This window comes from Myxococcus sp. MxC21-1, from assembly GCF_032612255.1.
GTDB lineage: Bacteria > Myxococcota > Myxococcia > Myxococcales > Myxococcaceae > Myxococcus > Myxococcus virescens.
Window position 1 is genome coordinate 4,092,704 of sequence record NZ_CP123278.1, and the last position, 7,850, is coordinate 4,100,553.

General features: G+C 67.4%; 5 protein-coding genes, 1 tRNA gene and 2 pseudogenes. 7 read left to right on the forward strand and 1 reads right to left on the reverse strand.

Going from position 1 to position 7,850, the window contains the following annotated elements; all coding sequences use genetic code 11:
• The first annotated feature begins 6 nt into the window (after positions 1–6).
• The 7 genes and pseudogenes from thrS (at position 7) to QEG98_RS18980 (ending at position 7,085) form a co-directional block, all read left to right on the forward strand.
• The gene (thrS, locus tag QEG98_RS18950) at positions 7–1,935 is read left to right on the forward strand and encodes a threonine--tRNA ligase (protein WP_141588863.1); all 1,929 of its coding nucleotides are present in this window, start codon (positions 7–9) and stop codon (positions 1,933–1,935) included.
• A gap of 167 nt (positions 1,936–2,102) precedes the next feature.
• Positions 2,103–2,309, forward strand: coding sequence for a 50S ribosomal protein L35 (rpmI, locus tag QEG98_RS18955; RefSeq protein ID WP_011553617.1), 207 nt, complete (start codon positions 2,103–2,105; stop codon positions 2,307–2,309).
• 99 nt (positions 2,310–2,408) lie between these two features.
• Positions 2,409–2,756, forward strand: a complete 348-nt coding sequence (gene rplT / locus QEG98_RS18960) for a 50S ribosomal protein L20 (RefSeq protein ID WP_011553618.1) — start codon at positions 2,409–2,411, stop codon at positions 2,754–2,756.
• Between the two features lie 160 nt (positions 2,757–2,916).
• Entirely contained in the window at positions 2,917–3,966 is a 1,050-nt protein-coding gene (pheS, locus tag QEG98_RS18965) for a phenylalanine--tRNA ligase subunit alpha (RefSeq protein ID WP_011553619.1), read from the forward strand.
• 61 nt (positions 3,967–4,027) lie between these two features.
• Positions 4,028–6,440: pseudogene (gene pheT / locus QEG98_RS18970) on the forward strand (phenylalanine--tRNA ligase subunit beta).
• A 90-nt stretch (positions 6,441–6,530) separates the two neighbouring features.
• Positions 6,531–6,809: pseudogene (locus QEG98_RS18975) on the forward strand (integration host factor subunit alpha); the annotation flags it as partial.
• 199 nt (positions 6,810–7,008) lie between these two features.
• Positions 7,009–7,085: transfer RNA gene (locus QEG98_RS18980), tRNA-Pro, on the forward strand.
• Positions 7,086–7,279: 194 nt separating this feature from the next.
• Here QEG98_RS18980 and QEG98_RS18985 read toward each other — a convergent pair.
• Entirely contained in the window at positions 7,280–7,819 is a 540-nt protein-coding gene (locus QEG98_RS18985) for a hypothetical protein (protein WP_316567612.1), read from the reverse strand.
• Positions 7,820–7,850 lie beyond the last annotated feature (31 nt).

The following is a 7,850-nucleotide window of genomic DNA, read 5'->3' on the forward strand; positions in this document are numbered from 1 at the left end:
GTTCGCATGTCCGACATCATCACGGTGACGCTCCCCGACGGCTCGCAGAAGCAGACGGCCCGGGGGACCACGATCGCGGACTTCGTGCGGGAGAGCATCGGCCCCGGCCTGGCGAAGGCCGCCCTCTTCGCGCGCGTGAATGGCCAGGACATGGACCTGGCCCGCAAGCTGGATGAGGACGTGAAGCTGCAGATCTTCACGCCCAAGAGCCCCGAGTCCCTGGAGTTGATCCGCCACGACGCCGCCCACGTGGTGGCCAGCGCGGTGCAGAAGCTTTTCCCGGGCACGCAGGTGACCATCGGTCCCGCGACGGAGGAGGGCTTCTATTACGACTTCTTCCGCGAGAAGCCCTTCACGCCCGAGGACCTGGAGAAGATCGAGGCCGAGGCGAACGCCGAGCTGAAGCGGGACATGGCCTTCGTCCGCACCGAAATCTCCATGGACGAGGCCGTGCGCCTGTTCGAGGAGAAGGGCGAGACGTTCAAGGTCGAGATCGTCAAGGACATCGCGGCCAAGGGCGCCAAGACGCTGACGCTCTACACGCACGGTGACTGGGTGGACTTCTGCCTGGGGCCCCACGCGCCCAGCACGGGGAAGATCGGCATCATCAAGATCCTCTCCTCCAGTGGAGCGTACTGGCGGGGTGACCACCGCAACCCGATGCTCCAGCGCGTCTACGGCACGGCCTTCTTCGACAAGAAGCAGCTGGCGGAGTACCTGACGCGCATCGAGGAGTCGAAGAAGCGCGACCACCGCAAGCTGGGCAAGGAGCTGGATCTCTTCCACTTCCACCCGTACTCGCCGGGCTCCGCCTTCTGGACCCCGAAGGGCACCACGCTCTACACCACGCTGTCGAACTGGATGCGTCAGCTGACGCAGAACGACGGCTACGTGGAGATCAAGACGCCCCTGATGTTCAACAAGGGGCTGTGGGAGACCAGCGGCCATTGGGGCAAGTACAAGGAGAACATGTTCCTCGTGCTCGACAGCGAGTCGGGGGAGCACGACTTCTCGCTCAAGCCGATGAACTGCCCGTCGCACCACCTGTTCTACGGCTTCAAGAAGCACAGCTACCGCGACCTGCCGCTGCGCTACCACACGCAGGACGTGCTGCACCGCAACGAGGCGGCGGGCTCCCTGGGCGGCCTCACGCGCGTGCGCCAGTTCGCGCAGGACGACGCGCACATCTACTGCACGGAGGCGCAGATCACCGACGAGGTGCGGCGCTTCGTGAAGCTCCTGGACCACGTCTACAAGGCGGTGGGCCTCACCTACGCGGTGAAGTTGTCCACGCGGCCCGAGCAGCGCCTGGGTGATGACTCCCTGTGGGATCGCGCCGAGGGCGGCCTCAAGGCCGCGCTGGAGTCGCTGGGCCTCGAGTACGAGCTGGCCCCGGGTGACGGCGCGTTCTACGGCCCGAAGATCGACTTCGCGGTGTCGGACAGCATCGGCCGCCGGTGGCAGCTGGGCACCATGCAGCTGGACTACCTGGCGCCCGAGCGCTTCGACCTGACCTACGTGGGCGAGGACAACGCCGAGCACCGCCCCGTGGTGCTCCACCGCGCCATCTTCGGCTCGTTCGAGCGCTTCACGGCCATCCTCATCGAGCACTTCGCCGGCGCCTTCCCGGCCTGGCTGGCCCCCATCCAGGCGGTGCTGGTGACGGTGGCGGACCGGCAGAACGACTACGCTCGAAAGGTTCGGGACTCCCTGAGGGCGAAGGGCTACCGGGTGGAGTTCGACGAGCGCGGCCTGTCGATGAACGCGAAGATCCGCGAGGCCCAGCTCCAGAAGGTGCCGTTCACCCTGGTGGTGGGCGACAACGAGGTGTCGGGCGAGGGCGTGTCGCCGCGGCGGTACGGCGGCGAGGACCTCAAGACGATGAAGGTGACGGACTTCGAGGCCCTGCTGGCGAAGGAAGCGGCCCTGCCGTGATCGGAAGGTCAGGACGCCTGTCGGCTTGCTGACGGGCCTTGACTCCCTGTTGCACCTAAGTATCTTGACGCACTTTCGAGGGGAGCCTGCCCAAGTTCCCCGATTTTCGAGAGTTCTCGCACCTGCCGCTCAAGTCCAACGGCATGGGGCATGGAAGGATCAGGACGATGCCGAAGTTGAAGACCCGCAGCAGCGCGAAGAAGCGCTTTGACGTGAAGAAGAGCGGCAAGGTCAAGCACGGCAAGGCCTTCGCGAAGCACCTCTTCACGTTCTCGAAGACGCCGAAGTCCAAGCGCAGCAACCGCGGGACCGGCCACCTTCGCGACATGGACGCGAAGAAGGTCATCAAGGAGATGTTCCCCTACGGGGGCTGATTTCGCGGTTCTGAAGTCAGGGACAACGTGGCCTCGTCGGAGCGGCGGTAAGCCTGCGCCGGGGGGCTTCCAAACTACGCAGTCCGAAGTGAGGCAGTCATGCGCGTGAAGAAGGGTGTCAAGGCCCGTCGTCGTCGTAATAGGATTTTGAAGCTGGCCAAGGGTTACCGCGGCCGTCGGAAGAACTGCTACAAGCGCGCCAACGAGGCGGTTGAGCGGGCGCTGGACTACGCCAGCCGCGACCGCATGCAGCGCAAGCGGGACTTCCGTCGCCTGTGGATCGTCCGCATCAACGCGGCCGCCCGCACGGTGGGCCTCTCCTATTCGAAGCTGATCGCGGGCCTCGCGAAGGCGAAGATCGGCCTGGACCGCAAGGTTCTGTCCGACATGGCCATCGCGGATCCGTCGGGTTTTGCGGCCGTCGCCAACATCGCGAAGGCGGCCTGAGACACATCCAGCTCGCAAGGCTGGAGACAGAACGGGTGGGGTGGTGGGCTGACGCTGGCCACCCTGTCCGGATGTTTGAACGGGCTGCCTCTCTGGGGCGGCCCTTTTTTTTGCCTCGGCGCCAAGGGCGCGCGGGGAACTGGAACGGAGGCGGAAGTCCATGCGGGATCGGTTGCTGGCGCTCGCGGAGTCCGCGAGGCGGGAGATTGGCGGCGCGTCGGAGCTGTCCGCGGTGGAAGCACTGCGGGTCCGCTACCTGGGGAAGAAGGGTGAGCTGTCCGGCGTGCTGGGCGGCATGGGCAAGCTGCCCCCGGACGAGCGGCGCTCGCTGGGCGAGGTGGCCAACAGCGTGAAGGCGGAGCTGGAGAAGCTGCTCGCCGAGGCCGTGGAGCGCGCCGAGGCGGCCGCGCTGGAGGCCCAGCTTCAGGGCCCGGGCCTGGACGTGACGCTGCCCGGCCGCGGCGTGGCGCTGGGCAGCCGGCACCCCGTGTCGCGGACGATGGAGGAGATTGTCCGGACCTTCTCGCGGCTCGGCTTCGACGTGGCCAGCGGCCCGGAGATTGAGCTGGACTACTTCAACTTCGAGGCGCTGAACCTGCCGAAGGACCACCCCGCGCGGGACATGCAGGACACCTTCTACGTGGACGAGGCCACGCTGGGCCACGCGAAGAAGGCGGACAGCTCCGCGCTGCTGCGCACGCACACGTCCCCGGTGCAGGTGCGGTACATGCTCAACCGCAAGCCGCCCATCCGCGCGGTGATGCCGGGCCGGGTGTACCGGCGCGACTCGGACATCACGCACACGCCGATGTTCCACCAGGTGGAAGGCCTGCTGGTGGACAAGGGCGTGACGTTCGCCGAGCTGAAGGGCTCGTTGGCGGCGTTCGTGACGGCGTTCTTCGGTTCGGACACGCGCACGCGCTTCCGCCCGTCCTTCTTCCCCTTCACGGAGCCCTCCGCGGAGGTGGACATCACCTGCACGAACTGCGCGGGCAAGGGCTGCCGCATCTGCAAGCAGACGGGGTGGTTGGAGGTGCTGGGCAGCGGCATGGTGCACCCCAACGTTTTCACCTCCGCCGGGTATGACCCGAACGAGGTGACGGGCTACGCGTTCGGCATGGGCGTGGAGCGCATCGCCATGCTGCGCTACCGCATCGACGACCTGCGGATGATGTTCGAGAACGACGCGCGGTTCCTCGAGCAGTTCTGAGATTCCCGGGGGCCGCTGGTGGGCCCCCGTGTTCCAGCCGATTGAAGAAGAGGGTGGACCTGTGAAGATTTCGGTGAAGTGGCTGGGCGATTACGTGGCGCTGCCGCCGTCCGAGGACGAACTGGCGCGCAAGCTGACCGCCGCGGGCCTGGAGATTGAGGGAATGGAGCGCCCCGCGGAGGCCCTTCGCGGCGTGGTGGTGGCGCAAATCAAGGAGTCCGTGCAGCACCCCAACGCGGACAAGCTGTCCGTCACGCAGGTGGACATCGGCGGGACGGCGCTGCTCCAGGTGGTGTGCGGCGCGAAGAACTTCAAGGTGGGCGACAAGGTGCCGCTGGCCACCGTGGGCGCGAAGCTGCCCAACGGCATGGACATCAAGCAGGCGGCGCTGCGCGGCGTGGACAGCTTCGGCATGCTCTGCTCGTCCAAGGAGCTGGGCCTGAGCGAGGAGTCCAGCGGCCTGCTCATCCTGCCGGCGGACACGCGCGTGGGCACGCCCATCGCGGAGGCCGTGGGGCTGGATGACGTGGTGCTGGAGGTGAACGTCACGCCGAACCGCCCGGACGCGCTCAGCCACCTGGGCGTGGCGCGCGAGGTGAGCGTGGTGACGGGCTCCGCGTTGAAGGTGCCCCAGCCGAAGCCCGCGGAGTCGGGCACGCCCGCCGCCGAGCAGGTGAAGGTGCGCGTGGAGGCCCCGGACCGCTGCCCGCGCTACGTGGCGCGCGTGGTGGAGAACGTGAAGATTGGCCCGTCTCCGCAGTGGATGCAGGACCGGCTGAAGGCGGCCGGCGTGCGCGCCATCAACAACGTGGTGGATGTCACCAACTACGTGAACCTGGAGTACGGGCAGCCGCTGCACGCTTTCGACCTGGAGAAGCTGGCCGGTCAGGAGCTTGTCGTCCGCACGGCGACGCGCGGCGAGAAGCTCAAGACGCTGGACGGCAAGGACCGCGTCCTGGACGTGGATGACCTGGTCATCGCGGACAAGGACCGGGCGCAGGCCATCGCCGGCGTCATGGGCGGCGGCGACAGCGAGGTGACCGAGGGCACCCGGCGGCTGGTGCTGGAGTCGGCGAACTTCCAGGGTTCCACGGTGCGGCGTTCGTCGAAGCGGCACGGGCTGCACACGGAGGCATCGCACCGCTTCGAGCGCGGGGCGGACATGGACGCCGTGGTGCCGGCCATTGACCGGGCGGCGCAGCTCATCGCGGAGCTGGCGGGGGGCACGGTGGCTCCTGGCCGTGTGGACGTGTACCCGGCGCCGAAGCCGCCTCGGAAGGTGACGCTGCGCTTCGCCCGGGTGGAGCAGGTGCTGGGCGTGGCCGTGGCGGAGAAGGAGGTCCGCCGCATCCTGGAGGCCCTGGGCTTCAAGGCGGTCGAGGAGGCGACGGGGCAGGCGACGTACGAGGTGCCCCGGGCCCGTGTCGACGTGGAGCGCGAGGAGGACCTGTTGGAGGAGGTCGCGCGCATCTACGGCTACGACAACATTCCGGCGACGCTGCCTCGGGGACTGGCCACGCTGGCCCCGGAGCCCGCGCATGCCGAGGCCGAGCGCCGCATGCGTCAGGCGCTGGCCGGCGCGGGGTTGGACGAGGTGGTGAACTACTCGTTCGTCGCGCCGCGCAGCCTGGAGGTGCTGGGGGGCGGAGAAGCCGGTGGCGCTGCTCAACCCGCTGAGCACGGAGCAGTCGGTGATGCGCACCAGCCTGCTGCCGGGCCTGCTGGAGAACCTGTCCCGCAGCGTGCGGCACCAGGTGGAGGCGGTGGCCATCTACGAGACGGGCCGGGCCTACTTCCAGGACGCGGAAGGCGGGCAGGGCCAGCGTCCCGCGGCGCGCGAGGTGCCTCGCGTGGCGGGGCTGGTGTGGGGCCTGCGCGGTGGTGGCCGGAGCTGGACGCACAAGGATGCCCGCGCGGACTTCTACGACGCGAAGGCGGCGGTGGAGGGGCTGCTGGGCGCACTCCGCGTGGAGGGCGTGACGTACGTGCCCGCGGGGCCGGCGGCGTACCACCCGAAGGCCGTGGCGGAGGTGAAGGCGGCGGACGGCACGGTGCTGGGCCACGTGGGCGAGGTGCATCCCCGGGTGGCGAAGGCGCTGGGCCTGCCGGACGGGGTGTTCGTCTTCGAGTTGGACACGGAGCCGCTGTACGCGGCCTCGAAGCTGGTGCCGGCGTACCGGTCGCTGCCGCGTTTCCCGGCGGTGCTGCGGGACCTGGCGGTGGTGGTGCCGCTGGAGTTGCCCAACGACGAGGTGCGTCGGGTGATCCTGGAGGTGGGCAAGCCGCTGGTGGAGGACGCTCAGGTGTTCGACGTGTACACCGGTGAGCAGATTCCCCAGGGTCGGAAGAACCTGGCGTACGCGCTGCGCTACCGCTCGGCCGAGCGGACGCTGACCGATGTGGAGGTCAACGAGGCGCATCAGCGCATCGTGGATGAGGTGAAGCAGCGGCTGGGGGCTGCCTTGCGCGCCTGAATTCCTGAATGAAGTCAGAGGGTTGACACGTCTTTGGGAAGGCTGCAACAGTGCCCGGCGTTCAGCCCCGAGGGCTTCCCGAGGATTCGCATGACGAAGGCGGACATCATCGAGGGTGTCTACGAGAAGGTCGGCTTCTCGAAGAAGGAGTCGGCCGAAATCGTGGAGCTCGTGTTCGACACGCTCAAGGAGACCCTGGAGCGCGGGGACAAGATCAAGATCTCCGGGTTCGGCAACTTCCAGGTGCGCCAGAAGAAGGCGCGCGTGGGCCGCAACCCGCAGACGGGCAAGGAGATCGAGATCTCGGCGCGCCGGGTGCTGACCTTCCGGCCGAGCCAGGTGCTGAAGAGCGCCCTGAACGGTGAGGCGCCGCCGGAGGACCACGCGGAGATCGACGCCCGGGAGGAGGCCGCCGCCGACGCGGCCGAGGCCCGTGGCGAGGACTTCGACGAAGAGGGAATGGAGGACATGGAAGGGTGAGTTTTTTGGACGGTGCCCTGCTTCTCTTGCTTGACCTGAACGTCATGTAGGGGCATAAGAGCGCACCCTTTCACGGCAGCAGCAGTGCCGGGGCGTAGCGCAGCCTGGTAGCGCACTTGCTTGGGGTGCAAGTGGTCGCAGGTTCAAATCCTGTCGCCCCGACCATCGAAGGCCCTGGAGTTCTTGGCGAAAGCTGAGGATTCCAGGGCCTTTGTTTTTCCCGATTCTGGAGTAGCTCCGCCGGCGAAGGGTGCCGCTTTGATGCGCACTGAGGCTTCCGCCGGACGGAGGGCTTCTCGGGCGCGGCGGGAGCAACGCGGAGCGCCTCGGCTGCTGGGCTCGACCTGAAGGCGCCTCGGCTAGGGTTCGCCGGGTTCCGCTGGATTGGGCGCTAGCAGGCGCGCGAGTTCGTCTTGGAGCGCCTGCCTCTTGGGGACCCAGAGGTCGACCGGGATGATTTCAGGGTTCCGTTCATTCGCAACGATGCCGAACAGTTCTCGTGCGGCCTCCTTCAGTCGAGCCCCGTAAGGGGCGTCCATCCAGAAGCCGTTCATGTGTAGTGCACCATCGGAGAACACGCTGATCGGTGAACGCTCGCCTACATGCGCGTACTTGGGGTTGAAGGACCCTCGGAGAGCGCCCGTGCCCCAACTGAGGGTGCTCGCGCTTTGGGAGACAGCATCAAACAGCGCGCGGACGGCGTTGGATGCGTCGGATGGTAACCGCCTTCGTACGTCGTCGAAGAACTCGGCCTCTGTCCACTTTCGCCGTCCGGAGCGCGCGCTCTTGAGCTCCCGCGCCTGTGGAGTCGCGTTGAGTACGTGCGGGACGAATGCCTCCATTCCGCCAGGGGTGGCGTATGGACGAATCTCAAGGGTGAGCACCTCTGTGTGAGTCATTCGACTTCACTCAAGTCGAGACACAGCCTGA

Bases quoted from the DNA above. Each gene is read 5' to 3' on its own strand.
- QEG98_RS18985 (WP_316567612.1), bottom strand. From the start codon at position 7,819: ATGACTCACACAGAGGTGCTCACCCTTGAGATTCGTCCATACGCCACC.
- rplT (WP_011553618.1), top strand. From the start codon at position 2,409: ATGCGCGTGAAGAAGGGTGTCAAGGCCCGTCGTCGTCGTAATAGGATT.
- thrS (WP_141588863.1), top strand. From the start codon at position 7: ATGTCCGACATCATCACGGTGACGCTCCCCGACGGCTCGCAGAAGCAG.
- rpmI (WP_011553617.1), top strand. From the start codon at position 2,103: ATGCCGAAGTTGAAGACCCGCAGCAGCGCGAAGAAGCGCTTTGACGTG.
- pheS (WP_011553619.1), top strand. From the start codon at position 2,917: ATGCGGGATCGGTTGCTGGCGCTCGCGGAGTCCGCGAGGCGGGAGATT.